This is a genomic window from Streptomyces colwelliae, assembly GCF_048158785.1.
GTDB lineage: Bacteria > Actinomycetota > Actinomycetes > Streptomycetales > Streptomycetaceae > Streptomyces.
Genome location: NZ_JBLTJC010000034.1, coordinates 15883 through 35415, shown reverse-complemented (window position 1 = coordinate 35415; position 19533 = coordinate 15883). Strand labels below are relative to the sequence as shown.

General features: G+C 70.1%; 16 protein-coding genes. 9 read left to right on the top strand and 7 right to left on the bottom strand.

The window, feature by feature from the left end:
• Positions 1–38 precede the first annotated feature (38 nt).
• The 4 genes from atzF to ACNFOC_RS10295 are packed head-to-tail and all read right to left on the bottom strand — an operon-like array spanning position 39 to position 6695.
• Complete coding sequence (atzF, locus tag ACNFOC_RS10310) at positions 39–1730, bottom strand: allophanate hydrolase (protein ID WP_416958790.1); 1692 nt, start codon at positions 1728–1730, stop codon at positions 39–41.
• Positions 1727–5236, bottom strand: coding sequence for a 5-oxoprolinase/urea amidolyase family protein (locus ACNFOC_RS10305; RefSeq protein WP_416958778.1), 3510 nt, complete (start codon positions 5234–5236; stop codon positions 1727–1729). The genes atzF and ACNFOC_RS10305 overlap by 4 nt, the downstream gene beginning before the upstream one ends.
• Positions 5233–5850, bottom strand: coding sequence for an urea amidolyase associated protein UAAP2 (locus ACNFOC_RS10300; protein WP_416958789.1), 618 nt, complete (start codon positions 5848–5850; stop codon positions 5233–5235). The genes ACNFOC_RS10305 and ACNFOC_RS10300 overlap by 4 nt, the downstream gene beginning before the upstream one ends.
• 20 nt (positions 5851–5870) lie before the next feature.
• On the bottom strand, positions 5871–6695 hold the full coding sequence (locus ACNFOC_RS10295) for an urea amidolyase associated protein UAAP1 (RefSeq protein WP_416958777.1): 825 nt from the start codon (positions 6693–6695) through the stop codon (positions 5871–5873).
• A 175-nt stretch (positions 6696–6870) separates the two neighbouring features.
• Here ACNFOC_RS10295 and ACNFOC_RS10290 point away from each other — a divergent pair, with 175 nt between their 5' ends.
• The 6 genes from ACNFOC_RS10290 to ACNFOC_RS10265 all read left to right on the top strand — a co-directional run bounded on the left by ACNFOC_RS10290 (position 6871) and on the right by ACNFOC_RS10265 (position 12360).
• Positions 6871–7506 (top strand): TetR/AcrR family transcriptional regulator, encoded by a 636-nt coding sequence (locus ACNFOC_RS10290; RefSeq protein ID WP_416958776.1) that lies wholly within the window; start codon positions 6871–6873, stop codon positions 7504–7506.
• 318 nt (positions 7507–7824) lie between these two features.
• Complete coding sequence (locus ACNFOC_RS10285) at positions 7825–9411, top strand: sensor histidine kinase (RefSeq protein ID WP_416958775.1); 1587 nt, start codon at positions 7825–7827, stop codon at positions 9409–9411.
• On the top strand, positions 9408–9815 hold the full coding sequence (locus tag ACNFOC_RS10280) for a roadblock/LC7 domain-containing protein (RefSeq protein ID WP_019064912.1): 408 nt from the start codon (positions 9408–9410) through the stop codon (positions 9813–9815). Before ACNFOC_RS10285 ends, ACNFOC_RS10280 begins: the two co-directional genes overlap by 4 nt.
• A complete protein-coding gene (locus ACNFOC_RS10275) occupies positions 9812–10216 on the top strand; it encodes a DUF742 domain-containing protein (RefSeq protein ID WP_266870892.1) in 405 nt (134 codons plus the stop codon). The genes ACNFOC_RS10280 and ACNFOC_RS10275 overlap by 4 nt, the downstream gene beginning before the upstream one ends.
• Positions 10197–10817, top strand: a complete 621-nt coding sequence (locus tag ACNFOC_RS10270) for a GTP-binding protein (RefSeq protein ID WP_390165160.1) — start codon at positions 10197–10199, stop codon at positions 10815–10817. The genes ACNFOC_RS10275 and ACNFOC_RS10270 overlap by 20 nt, the downstream gene beginning before the upstream one ends.
• A 52-nt stretch (positions 10818–10869) precedes the next feature.
• Positions 10870–12360, top strand: coding sequence for a cytochrome P450 (locus tag ACNFOC_RS10265; RefSeq protein WP_416958774.1), 1491 nt, complete (start codon positions 10870–10872; stop codon positions 12358–12360).
• Between the two features lie 18 nt (positions 12361–12378).
• Here ACNFOC_RS10265 and ACNFOC_RS10260 read toward each other — a convergent pair whose 3' ends face one another.
• The 3 genes from ACNFOC_RS10260 to ACNFOC_RS10250 all read right to left on the bottom strand — a co-directional run bounded on the left by ACNFOC_RS10260 (position 12379) and on the right by ACNFOC_RS10250 (position 16643).
• Positions 12379–13320 carry an RluA family pseudouridine synthase gene (locus tag ACNFOC_RS10260; RefSeq protein WP_416958773.1) on the bottom strand — a complete coding sequence of 314 codons (942 nt, stop codon included), beginning with the start codon at positions 13318–13320 and terminating at the stop codon, positions 12379–12381.
• A 31-nt stretch (positions 13321–13351) separates the two neighbouring features.
• A complete protein-coding gene (locus tag ACNFOC_RS10255; protein ID WP_416958772.1) occupies positions 13352–14356 on the bottom strand; it encodes a terpene synthase family protein in 1005 nt (334 codons plus the stop codon).
• A gap of 709 nt (positions 14357–15065) precedes the next feature.
• Positions 15066–16643, bottom strand: a complete 1578-nt coding sequence (locus ACNFOC_RS10250; protein ID WP_416958771.1) for an amino acid permease — start codon at positions 16641–16643, stop codon at positions 15066–15068.
• Positions 16644–16896: 253 nt separating this feature from the next.
• On the opposite strand from ACNFOC_RS10250, the gene ACNFOC_RS10245 reads away from it, so the two are divergent.
• From ACNFOC_RS10245 to ACNFOC_RS10235, 3 genes are all read left to right on the top strand, one after another.
• Positions 16897–17517, top strand: coding sequence for a PadR family transcriptional regulator (locus ACNFOC_RS10245; RefSeq protein ID WP_416958770.1), 621 nt, complete (start codon positions 16897–16899; stop codon positions 17515–17517).
• Between the two features lie 183 nt (positions 17518–17700).
• Entirely contained in the window at positions 17701–18717 is a 1017-nt protein-coding gene (locus ACNFOC_RS10240; RefSeq protein ID WP_416958769.1) for an efflux ABC transporter ATPase subunit, DrrA-related, read from the top strand.
• On the top strand, positions 18714–19490 hold the full coding sequence (locus ACNFOC_RS10235; RefSeq protein WP_398852976.1) for an ABC transporter permease: 777 nt from the start codon (positions 18714–18716) through the stop codon (positions 19488–19490). The genes ACNFOC_RS10240 and ACNFOC_RS10235 overlap by 4 nt, the downstream gene beginning before the upstream one ends.
• Positions 19491–19533 lie beyond the last annotated feature (43 nt).

Sequence of the window (19533 nt, the reverse complement as noted above, 5' to 3'; positions counted from 1 at the left end):
CGGGTTGACTGTGGCTGGTCGCGCAGTTCCCCGCGCCCCTAAAAACTCCGGCCCAGGTACGTTTTCCAGCCGCCGTAGCTTGTGATGTCCTCTGCGTTGGACAGCGCGCCCGGCTCGCACAGGAAACCCGGGACCCTTGTTCCGTCTGCCAGTTCTACGCTGCCCAGCGTCATTGGGCGGGGCAGGCCTGCCAGCAGGCGGCCCAGGCCCTCTGCTGGTAGGCGCCATACCTCTGTCTCTATCGCTGCTCCGCCCTCGCCGACGTGAACCAGGCCCGGCTTGGGCGGAGTTGTTGTCAGGGCGTGCAGGCGGTAGACCGGGGCCGTTGTGGTCGTGCGGTCCAAGTGGGCGCCCAGGGACAGGAGTTGGGGGTTCAGGGGCTGGCCCGTCAGGTGGGCGCCTACTACGGCGATGTAGGTCTCCGGCTCCAACTCGCGCGCTATGCGCGCCAAGCGGTCGTCTGTGAATGACGGGCCGATCAGCATCACGCCGAAGGGGAGGCCGTTCACCTCGGCCGACGGGACTGCTACCGCCGCCAGGTCGAAGAGGTTGGTGGAGTTGGTGTAGCGGCCCAGGCGGGCGTTGGCGCCCAGGGGGTCGGCGGCCACCTCGGACAGGGTGGGGTGGCCCGGTGTCGTCGGGAGCAACAGGGCGTCCGAGTCCGCCAGTTCGGCGAGGGCTCGGGTGCGGAGGGCGGCCAGGCGTTCCTCGTCCGCGTACAGCTGGTGGGCCGGGATGTCTCGGGCTCGGGTGATGATGCCGGTGACTGTGGGGTCCAGGCCCTCGGTGCCGGATGCGATCGCCTTGTCGACAAAGGCTCCTACCGCTGTGTAGCGCTCGGCCACGAACGCCCCCTGGTAGAGCATCGCCGCCGCTTCTGTGAACGGGGTGAGGTCCAGGGTGCGGATCTCGCAGCCCGCTGAACGGAGGCGGGTGACCGCCTTCTCGTAGGCCTCCGCCCAGCCCTCGTCCAACTCGCCCAGGTCGTTCCGTGCGGCTACCGCGACGCGCCACGGGCCCGGTGCGCGCTGGGGGAGGGGCGGGAGGTCCCTGTCCGGCGGAGAGGCCATGAAGGACAGGGCCTGTTCGGCCTCGGGGAGGGTGCGGGCGAAGACCGTCACGCAGTCGATCGAGGCGCAGGCCGGGACCACGCCCGCCGTCGGGACCAGGCCACGGGTGGGCTTCAGGCCGACTATGCCGTTGAAGGCGGCGGGGACCCGGCCCGAGCCCGCCGTGTCGGTGCCGAGTGCGCAGTCGACGATGCCGAGGGCCACCGCGACGGCCGAACCCGCGCTGGAGCCGCCGCTGATCCGCTCCGGATCGTGGGCGTTGCGGACCGCGCCGTACGGGGAGCGGGTGCCGACCAGGCCCGTGGCGAACTGGTCGAGGTTCGTGGTGCCGAGCACGATCGCGCCGGCCGCGCGGAGCCGGGCCACCACCGGGGCGTCGGTCTCCGGGTCGTAGGCGTATGCGGGGCAGCCCGCCGTCGTCGGGAGGCCGTGGACGTCTATGTTGCCCTTGGCCGCGAACAGGCAGCCCGCGAGCGGGAGTTGCTCGCCCGCTGACAGTCGTTCGTCCAGCGCCCTCGCCTCGGACTCGACCTCCGGCTGCGGGCGCAGGTCGATCCAGATCTCGGGGCGGGCTACGGCCTCGATACGGGCGTAGGCGGCGCGGACTCGGGACACGGTGGTCGAGGTGGTCGACATCTCTTGGTGCTCCTTGCTGTTCAGCTTGCGGGGGCCAGGACGAGCAGCGCCGTGCCCGCCTCGACCTGGTCGCCGGGCCTGGCCAGGATCTCCGTGACCACGCCGGCCATGGGCGCGTGCACCCTGGACTCCATCTTCATCGCCTCCAGGGCCAGGAGGGGTTGGCCGGCCGTCACCTCGTCGCCCGGCGCTACGTTCAACTGCCAGACGGAGGCCGCGAATTCGGCTTCCACCAGGCGTCCGCCCGCCGGGACCGTCACCTCGGCCTGCGGTGGTGCCGGGGCGGCCGCCGCCTCCGCCCGGGTGAACTCGCCCGCCGCCTCCCAGGCATCGCGTTCCGCGCCGAACGCGGTCTGCTGCCGGGACCTGAACTCCGCGATGGACTCGGCGTTCTCGGTGAGGAACGCCTCGTACTCGGCGAGCGAGAACGTGCCCTCCTCGATGCGCGGGACGAAGCGGCCCGAGGTGATGTCGGCCCGGAGTTCGAGGAGTTCGTCCGGCTCCACCGGGTACCACTTGATGCGGTCGAAGAAGCGGAGGAGCCAGGGCGAGCCCTGCTCGAACGCGCCGCGCTGCTGCCAGCCCGACCACACCTGGGTCGTACGGCCCACGAACTGGTAGCCGCCGGGGCCCTCCATGCCGTAGATGCAGAGATACGCCCCGCCGATGCCGACCGAGTTCTCGGCGGTCCAGGTGCGGGCCGGGTTGTACTTGGTCGTCACCAGGCGGTGGCGGGGGTCCAGGGGGGTGGCCACGGGTGCGCCCAAGTAGACGTCTCCCAGGCCCAGTACGAGGTATTCCGCGTCGAAGACCGTGGCGTAGACGTCCTCGACCGAGGCCAGGCCGTTGGCGCGGCGGATGAACTCGATGTTCCACGGGCACCAAGGGGCGTCGTCGCGGACACCGGCCATGTAGCGGGCGATCGCCTCGCGCGTTGCCGGGTCGTCCCAGGAGAGGGGGAGGTGGACCGTGCGGGAGGGGACGATCAGTTGGTCCGTGGGCGGGAGTGCTGCCGCTATCTCCCTTACTGAGGTGAGGAGTTGGGACTGGGGGAGGCGGGTCGGGTCTGTCTGGATCTGGAGCGAGCGGATGCCTGGGGTGAGGTCCGTGACGCCCTCGAAGTCGGCCTCCGCCACCGCCTCCATCAGGGCGTGGACCCGCATGCGCTGGGCCAAGTCCAGTTGCATGGGGCCGAATTCGACGAGGAGGTTGTCGTCGCCGCTGCGGCGGAAGGTGACGTCTCCGTCCCGGGCGAGTATCCCGCCGTCCACTATGTCGGGACGGGGCGAGCCGTCGACGTTCACCGGGACGAAGCGCACCGTGTCGCCGGGCCTGAACTGGCCCAGTTTCCAGCGCTGTTGGCTGATGACCGTCGCCGGGCAGACGAAGCCGCCGAGGGACGGGCCGTCGGGGCCGAGCAGTACCGGCATGTCGCCCGTGTAGTCGACGGCGCCGACCGAGTACGGGGTGTCGTGGATGTTGGACGGGTGCAGGCCCGCCTCCCCGCCGTCGGTGCGGGCCCAGCGGGGTTTCGGGCCGACCAGGCGGACGCCCGTGCGCGCCGAGTTGAAGTGGACCTTCCAGTCGGCGGCGTAGAAGTCGCGGATGTCGTCCTCGGTGAAGAACTCCGGTGCCGCGTGCGGGCCTTCGACCGCCGCTACGTCCCATACGGCGCCGAACGCCGGGCGGTCGGCCGGGGATACCGGTGTGCCCTCGGCGACCGTGCCGCCGTGCAGGACGTCACCGGTGCGCAGGGCCCGGCCCCCGTGTCCGCCGAAGCGGCCCAGGGTGAAGGTGCTCGCGCTGCCGAGGAAGGCGGGCACGTCCAGGCCGCCCGCGAACAACACGTAGGTCCGCAGGCCGTGTTCGGCCGGGGTGTCGATCTCCAGGGTCGCGCCCGCGGGTACCGTCACCGGCTCCCACTGCGGGACCGGCGTGCCGTCGACCGTCACCGGTGCCGGGGCGCCCGTCACGCACACCGTGGTGGTGTGGGTGAACCTCAACGTCGGTCCCTGGAGGGTGCATTCGAGGCCGGGGGTGCCCTCGCCGTTGCCGAGCACGCGGTTGCCGAGACGGAAGGAGAGGTCGTCCATCGGGCCGCACGGGGGGACGCCGACCTGCCAGTAGCCGGTGCGGCCCGGCCAGTCCTGGACCGTGGTGAGCGTGCCGCCAGCGACGATCTCGATACGGGGGGTGGGGTCGGTGACGGTGGCGAGGGTCGCCGTGGAGTGGGTGGCTGCTCTGAAGTCCGGTTCGGCCAGAGCCGCTTGGACCAGGCCCAGGTTCGTCTCGATGCCGTCCACGCGGGTGCGGGCCAGTGCCTCGTCGAGCCGCTGGAGCGCGTGGGCGCGGTCGGGGCCGTACGCGATGACCTTCGCGAGCATCGGGTCGTACGACGTCGTCACCTCGGTGCCGGTCTCCACCCAGCCGTCGACGCGGACGCCATGCGGGAACTCGACGCGGGTCAACAGGCCCGCGCTGGGCCGGTGTTCGCGGGACGGGTCCTCGGCGTAGACGCGGGCCTCGACGGCGTGGCCGCGCGGGGTGCCGGGGTCGCGGACCACGTCCCTCTCACCGCGGGCCAGGCGCAGCATCCAGGCGACCAGGTCGACGCCGTAGACCTCCTCGGTGACCGGATGTTCCACCTGGAGGCGGGTGTTGACCTCCAGGAAGTAGGCCTCCTCGCGGCTCGCGTCGTAGACGAACTCGACGGTCCCGGCGGAGCGGTAGCCGACCGAGGCGCACAAGTCGCGGGCGGAGGCGGCCAGTTGGGTGCGGACGTGGTCGGGGAGGCCCGGGGCCGGGGCCTCCTCCACCACCTTCTGGTTGCGGCGCTGGAGGGAGCAGTCGCGGTCGCCGAAGGTGACGACCTTGCCGTCGCCGTCGCCGAAGACCTGTACCTCGACATGGCGGGCGTGCTCGACCAGGCGTTCCAGGAAGACGCCGGCGGAGGAGAAGGAGGCGGCGGCGACGCGCTGCACCCGCTCCCAGGACTCGGTGAGTTCGGCGGCGGAGTGGCAGGCCGACATACCGATGCCGCCGCCACCGCCGGTCGCCTTGAGCATGACGGGGTAGCCGATCAGGGCTGCTTGGGTGAGTGCCTCGTCCAGGTCTGCCAACAGTCCTGTGCCTGGGGCGAGTTGGACCCCGGTCGCCTCGGCTGCCGCCCGTGCTGTGTGCTTCGCGCCGAACAGCTCCAGCTGTGCGGGAGTCGGGCCCACGAACACGATGCCGGCGTCCTCGCAGCGCCGTGCGAAGGCCGCGTCCTCGGACAGGAAGCCGTAGCCGGGGTGGATCGCGCCCGCGCCCGTGTCCTTGGCCGCCTTGAGGACCAAGTCGGCGTCCAGGTACGACTCTTTCGCGGGTGCCGGGCCGAGTCGTACCGCCTCGTCGGCGAGCCGTACATGGGGTGCCGAGCGGTCGGCGTCGGAGTACACGGCGACCGTGCGCAGGCCGAGTTCGCGGGCCGTGCGGATGACGCGGACGGCGATCTCGCCCCGGTTGGCGATCAGCAGCGTGTCGAAGGTCATGCGGCATCCCCTCGGGCGGCGGCCTCAACGATCGTCATCTGTACGGCCGTCGGCTCGAAGCCGTTGCAAGGGTTGTTGATCTGGGGGCAGTTGGAGACCAGGACCAGGACGTCGCGTTCGGCGCGCAGGGTCAGCTTCAGGCCCGGGGCGGAGAGGCCGTCGACGATGCCCAGGGTGCCGTCCTTCTCGACCGGCACGTTCATGTACCAGTTGATGTTGGAGACCAGGTCGCGCTTGCCGAGGCCGTAACGGGCGCCCTCCGCGAGGAAGTTGTCCACGCACGCGTGCTGCGACCACGTGTGGTGGCCGTAGCGCAGGGTGTTGGACTCCTTGGAGCAGGCGCCGCCGACCGTGTCGTGCCGGCCGACCTCGTCGTCCGTGACGGTCATCAGCGGGGTGTGCTCGTTGGACATCAGCACGCTGCCGGTGGTCAGGAAGAGGTTGCCCTGCGCGTGGATGGTGTCCGGGGCGCTGTAGCGGACCGAGGTGTCGTGGGCGTCGTAGACGAGGAAGTCGACGGCCTGGTTGCCGTGCAGGTCGGTGATCGTGAGGGTCTCGCCCGTGCGGACGACGGCGGACCAGGCGGCGCGGGCCGGTACTTCCACCGTCTTCATGGCCGGTACGTCCACGGTCTTCATATGAGCCCCCTCGCGGCAAGGAATTCGGTGGTGTTGAGGAAGGCGCGGCGGCCTTCGGGTGTGGCTTCCCACAGCGGGTCGCCCGGCTCGGTGGCCCCGGCGCGCCAGGCGAGCACCTCCAGCGGGGTGTTGACGTAGTCGTCGCGCGGGTCGGCCGGGTGCGGCACGTTCGCGATCAGTACGGTCACGTCCTGCTCGGCGCGCAGGGTCACGCTGCCTCCGGGGCCGGTCGAGCCGGTGAAGTCGAGGGAGCCGTCGTCGCGGACCTCGACGCCCTGGAAGAAGGAGAGAGAGGGCGGCAGGTCCCGTGGTTCCAGGCCGTTCTTGGCGGCGGCGAGCTTGAACAGCTCGCGCCCGGCGGGGGAGCCGGACTGCGGGGTGCCGTCGCCGTAGCGCTCGGTGTTCCGGACGAGCGTGGAGGTGCCGCACAGCGCGTCGTGGCGGCCGGAGGTGTCGGCGACGAGGGAGGCGAGGACGCGGCCCTGGTCGGAGAGGAGGAGCTGGCCCTCGCCGAGGTAGGCGTTCCACTGGACCTTGACCGTGTCGGCGACGTTCAGGCGCTCCCAGGGGCGGTCGGCCGCGTACAGGAGCAGGTGGGCGCAGGCGTCGCCGCGCAGGTCGGTCAGGCGGAGCTCGGTGCCGCGGGCCAGGACGCGGTGGGTGTAGTTGCCGCCCGCGACCGTCTCGGCCCACACCAGGTGGCCCGCCTCGCAGGGCGGTGCCGGCCAGTCGCCGGCCGGGACGACGGGCATCGCCTCGGCCCGCTTGCCCTCCTGGGCGCGGGCGTGGGCGCGGGCTCCGTAAGTGGTCGCTGTCGCCATCGCGGGGGACCTCCGGCTGTGGGGACGTCTCGGTCGTACGACATTTCTGTCGCTCGACAGAAATTAGGAGGCCGCCGGGTCGCCGGGGTTGCCCGGGTGTTGCCGCTCGGTTACCGAGCCCTCACGAAGATCATCGGGAGTCCGTGGTCCGGGGTCGTGTGCGAGGATCGAACGCATGGGGACGACAGGTGCACAGGGGGGCCGCCGGGTCGGCAGGCCGCGGGCCGATCAGCGGCCGGACAGTGGACTGTCCCCGCGCGCCGAACTCCGCTCCGCCGCCGCCGAGTTGTTCACCACCCGCGGCTACGCGGCCACCACGACCCGGGCCGTCGCCGAGCGTGCGGGCATGCGGCAGGCGTCGATGTACCACTACGTCTCCGGCAAGGAGGAGCTGCTCGCGGACCTCCTGGAGTCCACGGTCACGCCCTCGCTGACGTACGCCCGGGAACTCCTCGCGGACGACGCGACCCCGGCCGAGGGCCGGCTGTGGGAGCTGTGCCGTACCGACGTCGAGCTGCTGTGCGGCGGTTCGCACAACCTCGGCGGGCTCTATCTGCTGCCCGAGGTGCGCGCCGAGCGTTTCGCCGGCTTCCATGCCGTACGCGCCGAACTCAAGGACACCTACCGGCAGTTGCTCGCCGCGACGGCGGCCGGCGGGGCGCTCGCCAAGAGCGAGTTGGAGCTGCGGACGGATCTGGTGTTCGGGCTGATCGAGGGTGTCATCCTCGTGCACCGGTCCGACCCCGAGCGGCCGGTGTCCGCCTTCGCGGAGGCGACGGCCGACGCGGCCTTGCGCATCGCCGGAATCTGATCCGGAGTCCCGGCCCGAACCCGAGCCGGAATCGGCGCTTCACTCCTTACGGTGAGTGACTTTCGCATGCCTGTTCGCCGTGACTCGCTGTGTGCGATTGAAGCCGCAGCGTGTAAATGGGCTGAGGGTACTCCCCTTCCGTGTCCCTTTTCAGGGGCTTGCTGAATATGACACAGCGGTGATCCGGTCGGACTAAGCTCGCCCGCAGCGCACCGAGTTGGGCTGTATTCGTGCGCTTGTTCCCAAACATGCAAAAGATGCAGAAGCTCCCCCCAGATTCAACCGATCCCCCCAGCCGACCTGTCTTAGAGGGCATACATGGTGAGTGTTCAATCGCCTCCCGCCGGCCGTGAACTTCCCTACGCGCGCGTGCTGTTGCCGCCTGCCATAGTGATGGCCGCGGCGACCGGGGCCGCCGTCGCCCTGGTGGCGGGGCCTGCCCGGATCGCCGTCGGCTGGTGCGGAGCCGTCGCCACCCTGCTGGTGATCATGACGGCGGCCGAAGCGGTACGTCGCGGACGCAATCTGCGGGACGCTCGCGCCGAGCACAATCGTCACACCGCGTATCTGGAACGGCGGCTTGCCGAACAGAACCAGGAGATGGTCCGCCTCGGTCAGGAGATCCTGCCCGCCACGCTGCACCGGCTCAGCACTGGAGAATCCCCCGGAGAGGTGATTCGCCAAGTCGTCGACGCCGATCCGGAGTGGCGGCAACTTCCCGAGCCGCAGCGCGACTTGCTGAGGACCGTGCTCAGGATCGTGGAGCGCGAGGAGAACATGCGTGACTCCGCGCAGCGCTCCTTCGTCAGCATCGCCCGCCGCGTCCAGGCCATCGTCCACCAACAGGCCAAGGAACTCCGGGAGATGGAGGAGGACCACGGCCGTAACCCCGAGGTCTTCGACGACCTCCTGCGCATCGACCACGGCACCGCGCTGATCGGCCGTCTCGCCGACTCCATCTCGGTGCTCGGCGGCGGCCGCCCGGGCCGTCAGTGGCCCGAACCGGTGCCGCTGTACAGCGTGTTGCGCGGCGCCATGTCCCGCATCCTGGAGTACCGGCGCATCGAGCTGCACTCCATCGCCAAGGTCAACATCCGCGGCATCTCCGTCGAGCCGGTCATCCACGCGGCGGCCGAACTCCTCGACAACGCCACGCGTTACTCGCCCCCGCAGACCAAGGTGCACGTCACCGCCGTAGAGGTGCAGACCGGTGTCGCCATCGAGATCGAGGACGGCGGCGTCAGCCTCAGCGAGGAGTCGCGGGCCCGGGCCGAGGGCATGCTGGAGCGCGCCAAGGCCGGCACCGACCTCCAGGACCTGGGCGAGAGCCCGCGCCTGGGCCTGGCCGTCGTCGGCCGGCTCTGCGCGACGTACAACATGCAGATCTCGCTGCGCGCCTCGGCCTACGGCGGCGTCCGCGCCGTCCTCATCGTGCCCAGCGAGATGCTCACCCCCGGCACCGCGCCCGGACTCGCCCACGGCATCGGTGCCACCGCCCTGCCCAAGGCGGAGCTCGGCGCGGTCGACGGTCCCAAGCGCACGATCAAGCGGCGCCGCCCCACGAGCCCGCGCATCCCGGCCTCGGTGAGCATGGAGGACGAGGTTCCCGAGGTCACCGAGTGGACGGCGGGCGGCCTGCCGCAGCGCCGCAGCCGGGTCAAGGTCCCGCTCGCCCAGCGGTACGCCGAACAGGCCGCCGCCGAGCGCGCCGAGGCCGCCGCACGGGAGGCCCGCTCCGCCTGGGGCACACCCGAGCCCGAGCCGGAGAAGAAGGACGAACCCGAACCGGGCCTGTGGGTCGAGGCGTTCATGGAAGGCCTCAAGGGCGACCCGGACCCGACCGCTTTCACCCAGAAGACCGAGCCGGCCCGAGTCGAGGCCGACGACGAGGGGGACCTCAAGTGATCCAGCAGCGAGCCAACTTCGACTGGATGCTCAAGGATCTCGCCGACGGCGTGCCCGGCATCCAGCAGATCGTGGTGCTCTCCGCCGACGGGCTGCGCATCGCCCGCTACGGCGGCGACCCGGACGCCGCCGACCGCGTCGCCGCGGCCTGTGCCGGACTCCAGAGCCTGGCGGGTGCCGTCGCCTCCGAGATCCCGGGCAGCGACGGCCGGATGAAGATGGTCATCATCGAGATCAACGGCGGCTACTTCTATCTGATGGCCGCGGGCGCCAACGCCTATCTGGCAGTGCTGTCCGACGTGGTCGCCGAGCCCGGCATGATGAGCAACCGCATGCGTGACCTCGTCGTCAGAATCGGCGCCCACCTCACCAGCCCGCCGAGGCGCAACGGGCAGACCGTATGACTCCTCCGCAACGCCAGCGGCGACAACCCGCGGAGAAAGCGCCTCCCGAACCCGGCAAGAAACCGGGCGAAGGAAAGATCCCCGAGCGGCTGTACGTGCTCACCGGCGCGACCGAGGACGGTGACCGGGCCGAACTCGACCTGGTCACGCTGATCGTGGCGCGTTCCGACGCGCCGCAGTCGGCCACTCCCGAGCAGGCGGCCCTGCTCGGGCTCTGTATCGCCCCCCTGTCCGTGGCCGAGCTGTCGGCCTATCTCAACCTGCCGTACAGCGTGGTGACCGTCCTGCTCACCGAGCTGCTGACGGCCGAACTGGTGCAGGCGCGCGCCCCGATCGTCCGCCAGGCGCTCCCCGACCGTTCCCTCCTCGAAGCGGTGATGCATGGACTTCAAAAGCTCTGACACCATCACGGGCCCTCGGACCGAGGACCATCTCCCGCACACGGCCCAGGCCGCGGTGAAGATCGTGATCGTCGGCGGCTTCGGGGTCGGCAAGACGACCATGGTCGGTTCGGTCAGCGAGATCAGGCCGCTGACCACCGAGGAGACCATGACGCAGGCCGGCGTCGGCGTCGACGACAACTACGGCTCCGAGAGCAAGACGGCCACCACCGTCGCCATGGACTTCGGCCGGATCAGCATCACCGACCAACTGGTGCTGTACCTGTTCGGCACCCCCGGCCAGGAACGCTTCTGGTTCCTGTGGAACGGGCTGTTCGAGGGCGCGCTCGGCGCGGTGGTGCTGATCGACACGCGGCGCCTCGAAGTCAGCTTCGACGTCATAGGACGGCTGGAGGAGCGCGGGGTGCCGTTCGTCATCGCCGTCAACTCCTTCCCGGACGGCCCGCATTACCCCGTCGAGGACCTGCGTACGGCGCTCGACCTGTCCCCGGACGTCCCCATCATCGAGTGCGACGCGCGCCGCCGCGCCTCCAGCCGGGACGTCCTGATGACCCTGATGCGCTTCCTGCACTCCCTGGCGATGACGGGCTCACTCACCTGACCCGCCCAACTACCCCGACACCGGATCCACTTCAGTTCCCGGAGCGATCACTGTGACGCCTGAACCTCACTCCCCGACCGACACGGACGACACCAGTTTCGGCCCGCCGCCCGGCTGCCCCGCGCACGGCACGGGCCCCGGCGGGCTGCGCCGGTTGTACGGTCCCGAGGCCGAGGACCTGGGAGCCGTGTACGAGAAACTCCGCGCCGAACACGGTGCGGTGGCCCCCGCGCTGCTCCACCAGGACGTGCCGATCTGGGTGGTGCTCGGTCACGGCGAGAACCTGCACATGGTGAGCAGCCCCTCGCAGTACTGCAAGGACAGCCGGCTGTGGACCTCCATGCTCGACGGCACGGTCAAGCCCGACCACCCGCTGATGCCGCACTTCGCCTGGCAGCCCATCTGCGCGCACGCCGAGGGCGACGAGCACCTGCGGCTGCGCGGCGCGGTCACCGGCGCCATGTCGACCATCGACCACCGGGGCATCCGCCGCCACATCTACCGTGCGACCCAACACCTCGTCAACCAGTTCTGTGAGGACGGCGACGCCGACCTGGTCGCCGAGTTCGCCGAGCATCTGCCGATGGCGGTCATGTGCGAGATCCTCGGCATGCCCGAGGAGTACGGCGACCGGCTGGTGCAGGCCGCCCGCGACTGTCTCAAGGGCAGTGAGACCGCGCTCGCCAGCCACGGCTACCTCATGGAGGTCCTCGGCCGGCTCGCCGTACGGCGCCGGGCCCAGCCTCAGGAGGACTTCACCAGCCACCTCGTCACCCACCCGGCGGGGCTCACCGACGACGAGGTCAGGGAACACCTGCGCGTGGTGCTCCTCGCCTCCTACGAGGCCACGGCCAACCTCCTCGCCAACGTGCTGCGCATGGTGCTCACCGAACCGGGCTTCCGGGCCCAGCTGAACGGCGGCCAGATGACCGTGCCCGAGGCGGTCGAGCAGTCCCTGTGGGACGAGCCGCCGTTCAGCACCGTCTTCGCCTACTTCGCCAAGCAGGAGACGGAGCTGGGCGGCCAGCGCATCCGCAAGGGCGACGGCCTGCTGTTCGCGCCCGCGCCGGGCAACGTGGACCCCCGGGTGCGGCCCGACCTCAAAGCCAACATGATGGGCAACCGCTCGCACCTCGCCTTCAGCGGTGGCCCTCATGAGTGCCCGGGCCAGGACATCGGCCGTGCCATCGCCGACGTGGGCGTCGACGCGCTGCTGACCCGTGTTCCGGACATCCAGCTCGCCTGCGAGGAGGACGAACTGCGCTGGCGGTCGTCCATCGGGAACCGGCACCTGGTGGAACTGCCGGTGAGGTTCACGCCCAAGGCCCAGCAGGATGTCGCCGAGCAGCCCGCCGTCAACCCGTCACTGCGGCAGCGCCCGAACGACTGGCAGGTCAGCTTCGTGCCGACCCCGCCCACGGTTCCGGCGCCCGCCGCCCCGGTCGACGAGCCCACCGCGGTGCCCGCCGCGGCGCCGGTGTCCGAACCGGCCCGCCGACCGGGCCTGTTCCGCCGCTTCCTGCGCTGGTGGCACGGCGAATGAGGCGACCGGCCACCGGGGTCACCCCGCCCACTCCTCGTACGACGACCAGGCCCGCAGCACCCGCGGGCTGGTGAACCGGTGCTCGCACCCCGTGACCGGATCGGTGAACTCCAGGCCCCGCGCCAGCAGTTGGAGCGGACGCCGGAAATCACCGGCCGGCACGGGGTCGGTCACCACCGGATAGAGCGGATCGCCGAGGATGGGCACGCCCAACGCGCTCATGTGCACCCGCAGTTGGTGCGTCTGCCCGGTACGCGGAGTGAGCCGGTACCGGGCCCGCCCGTGTCGGTGCTCCAGCAACTCGACCCGGCTGATGGCGTTGGTCTCGCCCTCGACCTCCTGGGCCGCCAGGATGCCGCGCTCCTTGACGATCCGGCTGCGCACGGTGCGCGGCAGGGCCAGCGTCGGGTCGTACGGGGCCACCGCCTCGTACTCCTTCGCCACCCGCCGGTCGCGGAACAGCGACTGGTACGCGCCGCGCTCCTCCGGTCGCACGATGAACAGCACCAGCCCGGCGGTCAGCCGGTCGAGGCGGTGGGCCGCGCCCAGTGCCGGGATTCCCAGCTGCCGCCGCAACCGCGCCAGGGCCGTCTCGGCGACGTGGCTGCCGCGCGGGGTGGTGGCCAGGAAGTGCGGCTTGTCGGCCACCACCACGTGCTCGTCCCGGTACACGACGTCGATCGGGAACGGCACGCGCTCCTCGTCAGGCAGCTCCCGGTGGAACCACACGAACATCCCGGGCGCGTACGCCGTGTCCCGCGACACCGGGCGTCCGGTGACGTCCACGATCCGTCCCTCGGCGAGCATGGTGTCGATCACCTCGCCCCCGGCCGCGAGCCGCGCCACGAGATGATCCCGCACGGTCGCCCACGCGTTCCCGGCCGGCAGCCGCACCCGCACCGGATCCACTCCGTCGCGTTGGGGCAGGGGAGAGGGCGGGGGCGGGGTGCGGCGTCTCATCACGATCAAGCGTACGCGGCGGTTCGGTTCCTCAGGATCCGAGAACCGTGGAGGGCACGTCTCCCGGGGCGGGCGCCTGATACCGCGGGGCGGTGGTCGTCCAGGCGTCGACGGCGGCGAGGTGGTAACCCATCACTTCGACGACGGCCGACAACTGCTCACGGTCGTTGCCGTTCAGCTGCAACTGTTCGCAGAGGTCCGGGAGTTGAGTCTTCTCAAGGTGTTCGTACTCCGACCGCCTGGCCGTACGCAGCCGGGTTGTCACGGCCGCGGCCTCGTCGATGGAGATGTCCAGGAACCTCCCGAACACGAGGACGAAGTTGCATATCTCGTCCTCCTTCTCGACCTCTCGACGGTAGGAGCGGACGTCGTTGTAGAGAGTCTGAAGGTCTATCCAGGCGTCCGTCAGCGCACGGAAGGGACGGGAGCGGCGCACTCGGGCCGGCACTTCCGCGGCGGCCACGTGCTCGGCGAGGCAGATCCCGACCTGGCCGCCGAACGAGCCGCGGCGGCGGACAAGGTACTCGGCCGGATCAGGGATACGCCCGGAGCGCATGCATTCCAGCTCCCAGCACTGGCCGTCGGCATATTCCAGCACGGCGTTCCGCATGTTGCGTTTCCACTCCGTCGACCTGGTCGGCGTCATCCGTATCCATAAATCGGCAAGGGACCTCTCTATGGGGTGCTTAGGCATCGCAGGGGAGGCGCCGTGCAACGGCATGAACAGAGACAGCCGGTCGACCAGGGCCCGCGCTCCCTGGAGGTCGCGCTCGGCTTTGAACGTCCGAGGGAACAGCAGGTCGAGGGCGAACATCCACGCGTAGAGGTGGTACGCCAGGAACAGCTCATCCTTGTCCGCGGCGGGGTAGCACCACGCGGTGCAGTCGGCGAGTCCGATGGCCGCCCACTCCTCCGGGTCGGCCGCGACGGGCAGGAGCCCCATGTCGTACGTCCAGTCGTCGCCGCTGCGATTCAGCAGGTCGACGTGCGGGTTCCCCGGCCATGTGTAATGCGCTCGGAGCGCGGATGTGCTCATCGTGCTGATCTCCTGTCGGGACGCAAGACCTGGCATCAGCAGTGGTTGTCAGGCCTTTCGGCTTGGGCTGAGCACGGAATCGGAGACTCGCGGAGGGTGCCCTCGGGCCGCCGCACGCAGCCGACGGCCAGAGCTACGGCCCCTGGCGGCTGGGTGGGGGCGGAGCCCTTGGCGGTGCCCTCCGGGTGACGGAGTCGACCAAGTCCACGAACTGCGCGCTGTACTCCCTGCGCTGTGACTGCGGCGTGGCTGATTCGTACACGAACAAGGCGTGCGGGCTGAACCGGTCGAGCGGGCCTCATCGACCGAGTGCCGGGTGGTGCCGTCAGCCATGGCTCTGGCGGCGACCGCCGGACGGTGCGGTCGCGGGGCGTCTCCACCTTCCGATGTGCCCGCGGGTCCAGTCAACTGTTCGAGGCCGGTCGGAGCTCAAGGAAGGCGCCGTAGCGAGGTGTTGAGCTGCCGGCCGTCGTGGGCATCCGGGCACCACCTCCAACGGGTCCGGGTGCGACATCGAGTCATGTCGTCAATTCGCCCTGAAAGACCCTTGCTCCGGACCATGCGACGGCCCGCGTCTCCCCAAAAGGGCGTTCTACCCCGGCGCATGGTGCTACCCCGGCGCATGGAACGGTTCTCCGCTTGCCGGATGCGCGGCTTCACGCTCCGTCCGTTGCGCCGTCCATGCGCCGCCAACCGACCACAACAAGGCTTATTCAGGCGGCAGTTGAGTAGAATCCGCAAGAGATCGAGCAGGTTCGGTCGCGGAGCGCACGGGCCGCGCGCGCATGAGCCGGTACAAGGCTCCGAACGCAACCGTCACGGCCAGGAACAACACCGTGAACCACTGGAAGTACCAGTGCCCGCCCGCCGGGTCGTACACGGCAGCCCGCGGCCACGCCAGGTTGACCGTCATGACCAGGCCGTAGAGCAGCGCCAGCGCGTTGACCGGCACCCCCCACCGGCCCAGGGAGAACAGGCGCGCGCCCGTCTCGTCCGTGCCCTCGACCTCGAACTCGCCCCGCACGCGGCGCAGCAGCAGCGGGCCCGTCACCATCGCGTACGCCAGGTACAGCATCACGATGCAGGTGGTGCCGATGGCGAGGAAGGCGTCCGGGGAGGCGAAGTTGAGGAGGAGCAGGGCGGCCGCGAGGACGCCCACGACGATGGCCGGGGCGCTGGGCATGCCGGTGCGGGTGTTGACCTTGGACAGGCGGGCGGAGAACGGGAGTTGGCTGTCGCGGGCCATGGAGAAGAGCATGCGGCAGGCCGCCGTCTGGATGGCCAGGGTCGCCACCGCGATCGCCACCACCACGTCCGCCAGCAGGGCCTTGCCGACGCCGTCGCCGAGGCTGCTCGTCAGGACGTAGCTCAGGCCGTCGACGCCCAGGTGGCCGTCGGTCAGGCTGGGGGCCGCGAGCAGGCCGCCGAGGATGATCAGGCCGCCGAGCAGGCCCGCGGCGGTGAGCGCGGTGAGGATCGTGCGGGGCGCGGTGCGGCGCGGGTTGTGGGTCTCCTCGCTCATCTCGCCCGCGCTGTCGAAGCCGATCATCACGTACGCCGCCGTGAACGAGCCGACCAGCAGGGCGCCGAGCAGCCCGCCCTCCAGACTGCCGGTCGTGTGGAAGGTGATGGTCGGGGTGCGCTTCGAGTGGGTCAGGAGGAGGACGACGATCAGGACCGCGCCGATGATCTCCGCCGTCACCCCGACCCGGTTGATCACCGACATCACGCGGTTGTCGAGGATGTTCACCAGCGTCGTCAGGACCAGCAGGATCACGCCCAGGACCGCCGCGTTGGCCGCGCCGTCGGGGGAGGTGGGAGCCGGGTCCGTGCCCACCAGCTGGAAGCCCGACCAGATCGCCGGCAGCACCATCTGGAGGGCCAGGGCGGCTGCCGCCACCACCACTATCTGGCCGATCACCATGATCCAGCCCGCGAACCAGCCGAAGGTCGCGTTGGAGAGGCGAGACGACCACTGGTAGATCGCGCCCGAGATCGGATAGCGCGCGGCCAGTTCCGCGAAGCAGGCCGCCACCAGCAGCTGGCCGGCCAGCACGATCGGCCAGGCCCAGAAGAAGACCGGGCCGCCGAACGCGTACCCGAAGGCGAAGAACTGGAAGACGGTCGTCAGTACGGAGATGAAGGAGAACCCGGCCGCGAACGACGCGTACCGGCCCAGGCTGCGGTGCAGCTCCTGGGGGTAGCCGAACTCCGCGAGGGAGCCGTCGTCGGAGCTGGGGGAGTGCGGCGGATCGGGGCGTATGTCGGAGGGGGCGGTTGTGGTCACGGCGGCACCTGCCTTCGGCGCAGGAGAGCGGAATCCTGACGGCGACAGCTGAATTCCTGTCGGGTGACAGAAATTAGGGATGGCCTGTTTCCGCCGCGTCACGCCGTCGTATCTGCGGGGGGCCTAAGTCCTCACGCTCTTGCCGTGGCGGCGGGATCGCGATACATCGTGTGTATTGACGCTCTCGTTCAACTCGCGATATGTTCGTTCGCGGATATTCGGGCACGAGGTACGGATGGAGGCGGTGATCCCGATGGCTGCGAAGCGTCGCAAGCTCAGCAATCCGCTCGCGCTCGCCGTGCTGGTGACCCTCTGGCAGGGGCCCATGCATCCGTACGAGATCGCCCAGACCCTTCGCCGCCAGGGCAAGGACACCAGCACGAAGATCAACTACGGCTCGCTCTACACGGTCGTGCAGAACCTGGAGAAGCACGGCTTCGTCGAGGTCGCCGACACGGAGCGCAAGGGCAACCGCCCCGAGCGCACGGTCTACGGAGTGACCGAGGCCGGCCGCGAGGAGACGACCGAGTGGCTGTCCGAGCTGCTGGCCCGCCCGGTCAAGGAGTACCCGATCTTCGAGACGGCCCTCTCGCTGCTGGGCGCCCTGCACCCCGACGAGGTGATGACGCTTCTGGAGGAGCGGGTGAAGAACCTGGACGTGCGGGCGGCGAGTGAGCGCGGGGCCCTGGAGAAGCTGTACGAGTCGGTGCCCCGGCTGTTCCTGATCGAGGTCGAGTACCAACTGCACATGATCGAGGCGCAGGCCGAGTGGGTGCGCGGTTTCCTGGAGGAGATCAGGAAGGGCTCGATGCTCGGCGTCGACGGATGGCGCCAATTCCACGAAACGGGGGAGCTGCCACCGGAGTTCACCTAGACACGAAGAACCCCGACCGGGCTGTTGGAGCAGCCCCGCCGGGGTCACGAACCCCGAACTGACCCGCCGTGCGGCGAAGCCAGGCGATCGAGGTGCGGCACACCCAGGATAGCCGGGCGCTCTTCACGCGGATCAGTCGAGACCTTTCACATCGCACATCCGCTCATTCCTTGGAGAGCTGTCATGGGCAGTACCCGTGCGCCCGCGGTCGAGGCGCGTCAACTGATCAAGACCTATTCCGGCGATGTCACCGCCCTCAACGGCATGGACATCACCGTCGAACCCGGCACCGTCTTCGGCCTCCTCGGGCCGAACGGCGCGGGCAAGTCCACCACCGTCAAGATCCTCACCACCCTCGCCAGGCCCGACTCCGGCGCGGCCGCGGTCGCCGGCCACGACGTGCTGCGCCACCCCGACCGGGTCCGCCGCGCGATCGGCGTGGTCGCCCAGAACTCGGGCGCGGACCCGACGGCGACCGGCCGCGAGAACCTCCAACTCCAGGGCAGGCTCTACGGCTTGAGGGGCACCGCCCTCGCGAAGCGGGTGGACGAGCTCCTCGACCGCTTCACCCTCGCCGACGCCGCCAAGCGCCCGGTGAAGGGCTACTCCGGCGGTATGCGCCGCCGTCTGGACGTGGCGCTCGGCCTGGTGCACCGGCCCGAGGTGCTCTTCCTCGACGAGCCCACCACCGGCCTCGACCCGGAGGCCCGCACCGCGATGTGGGACGAGATCGGCCGTCTCGCGGGCGAGGAGGGGCTGACCATCCTGCTCACCACGCACTACCTCGAAGAGGCCGACCGGCTCGCCGAACGCATCGCGATCGTCGACCGCGGCCGGGTCGTCGTGGAAGGCACCCCCGACTCCCTCAAGGGTGAACTCCGCGGCGACGCCGTCCACTTGGAGCTGCGGGAAGCGGTCGGCGACGCCGGTCGTACGCTGCTGCGGGACACCCTCGTCGGACTGCCGGGCGTGCGCGAGGTGCTGGTCGACGGGCGCCGGGTCAGTGCCCGCGCCGACGACGGAGCGGCCGCGATGCCCGTCCTGCTGGCGGCGTTCGAGCGGGCCGGCGTCGGGGTCGCCAGCGCGACCGTCGCCCGTCCCTCGCTGGACGACGTCTATCTCCGCTACGCGGGCCGCCGTTACGCCGAGGCCGACGCGAACAGCACCGGGCAGCTCGCGGTCGCCGGAGGTGCGCGATGAGCACCGCCGTCTCCCAGACCTGGTACATGACGCAGCGTCAACTCATGGTGTTCGCACGGCAGCCGGCCTTCGCGATCATCACTCTCATCCAGCCGGTGATCTGGCTGTTCCTGTTCGGCAACCTCTTCAAGAAGGTCGTCGAACTCGGCGGCTTCGGCACCACCTCGTACCTGGACTACCTCGTCCCGGGCGTGGTCGTGATGAGTGCCCTCAGCTCCAACATGTGGGCGGGCATGGGCACGTTGGAGGAGATCCAGCGCGGAACCCTCAACCGCTTCCTGACCACCCCGGTCAGCCGGGCCGCGCTGATGAACGGCAACGTCGTCAACAACGGCCTCGTCACCGCGCTCCAGTCCGCGATCATCGTGCTGCTCGGACTGCTCGGCGGCGCCGACTACCCGGGCGGCATCGGCGGCATAGCGATCCTGATCGTGGCCTCTGTGCTCCTGGGGACCATCTTCGGCGCACTGTCCAACGCGCTCGGCATGCTGGTGCAGCAACGGGAGTCGATCATCGGCATCAACACCTTCCTGCTGCTGCCGCTGACATTCCTGTCCAGCGCCTTCATGGCACCGTCCCAGATGCCCTCGTGGATGCGACACATCGCCGACTTCAACCCACTCAACTGGGCGATGGTGGCGGGCCGTTCGGCGATGAGCGAACACCCCGACTGGGGCGACGTACTCAGCAGGGGCGGCGCGCTGCTGGCACTAGCGGTAGCGGCGGTATGGCTATCGATCCGCACGTTCAGGTCGTATCAGCGGTCGGTGTAAACCAGAGGGGCGGCACTCCAAAGGTGCCGCCCCGGGTCAGCGC